Origin of the sequence: Vibrio sp. B1-2 (assembly GCF_963888445.1) — a bacterium.
Taxonomy (GTDB): domain Bacteria; phylum Pseudomonadota; class Gammaproteobacteria; order Enterobacterales; family Vibrionaceae; genus Vibrio; species Vibrio anguillarum.
Genome location: NZ_CAWPJH010000026.1, coordinates 1 through 1,412 on the forward strand (window position 1 = coordinate 1; position 1,412 = coordinate 1,412).

Consider the following 1,412-nt stretch of genomic DNA (forward strand, 5'->3'; position numbering starts at 1 on the left):
TAATGCCGTTCACTTAAGAGTGAACGGCATTTTTGTTCTTAGCATACCGTTGTGGTCTAGGCTTAACTGTTCTAGGGAATGTTCTTTCCCTTCGCCCTTCAAGTATTAAGCTTTCAGCCATGTTGTGAAAACCCTTTAACTGACGAGGTATTGCTCCTGGTGTTGAGTAAGGTAAGCCTACAAGTAACGCAGATACATGAGCTAATGTGCCGTTAAAACTCAGTTGATAAGGAAGATAGTTTCCCTTTAAATTGAAGCAGAGCTCTACCATCTGATATCGAATTAAATTGTAAGTAAGCAAGATGCCCCATAACTCCTGCTTTACCAACTCTGGTAAACGACTTCGCAGCGTGAGACGGTTTCCAAGCATGTATTGTTTTTGCTCTCGGTAGCCTAGCTCTATCTCCCAACGATGCTCATAAAGACCAGTAATATCTTTTGATGGGTAACGCAGGGGATCTGTCATAGACGTTAATACTTGGTAGTCTTTTCCTTTAATTTTACGAGTGACAAGTCGAGCGGTTATCGACTTTGGTAAATCAGACCATCGCTTTCTAGCTCTTGGATTACTGTGTAATTGAACAAGTTTGTCATTTCGCCCTAAAGATTGAACAATGTCATATTGTGTATTTTTCTTGAGGGGAATAAGCCAATGGCGCTCTGAGCCAGAGTCTTGCCATTTATGTAATAAGCCTAAAGAATAGAACCCCTTATCGAACATTGTCACGCTATGATTCGGTGTTGTTTCTATCAGTTTTTCAGCTAATACCATTTCGTTTGTATTGTAATTATCAAAGGCACTGGCCGTGATAATGTGACTGCTTAGTTCCATTTGGCAGACCATTCTCACTTGCGGATATTGTGTCCCTTTTTGTCGAGAAAATGCATTTTCATTTTGCGGGTTATCGGGCGTTCGCCAAACAACGCCATCGACGCTAAGAAGCGTTAATCCATTCCACTGGGGTAACTTTGCACTTTTTAACCATGAGGTTGTCATTCGCTCAAAGACCGCTTTAATTGCGCCTTCACCCAACGTCTTTCGACGTTGAGTCAACGCACTCGGTGCGACAAAAGCTTTACCCGTACGATCGACAATATCAAGCTGGTTAACTAAGTCTTTCATGGATTTATTGTTATAGATAGCCATACCAACAAGTAACCAAACCATGGATTCTAGAGTTAATTTCCTCTTTCTCATCGTGACGGTATCAGTAAGAGAATAAGCTTCGTTGATGAGGTCAATTGGAAGTAAGTCAGACAAAGTCTCAACGTTGCTAGGTTTCCAATCATTAATTATGTTTAGAGCTTGAGAAACATCCATAAAAAAATCCAAGTGCATTAAATACACTTGGATTTTGACAGCTCTGAAGGATCGTTCAACCGATCACTTTGGCCTTAACTGATCGGCATTA

General features: G+C 40.9%; 1 protein-coding gene. It reads right to left on the bottom strand.

Features of this window, described 5'->3' with window-relative positions; genetic code table 11:
- Window positions 1–13 precede the first annotated feature (13 nt).
- On the bottom strand, window positions 14–1,321 hold the full coding sequence (locus AACQ75_RS09895; RefSeq protein ID WP_076611262.1) for an IS4-like element ISVa16 family transposase: 1,308 nt from the start codon (window positions 1,319–1,321) through the stop codon (window positions 14–16).
- Between the last annotated feature and the right edge of the window lie 91 nt (window positions 1,322–1,412).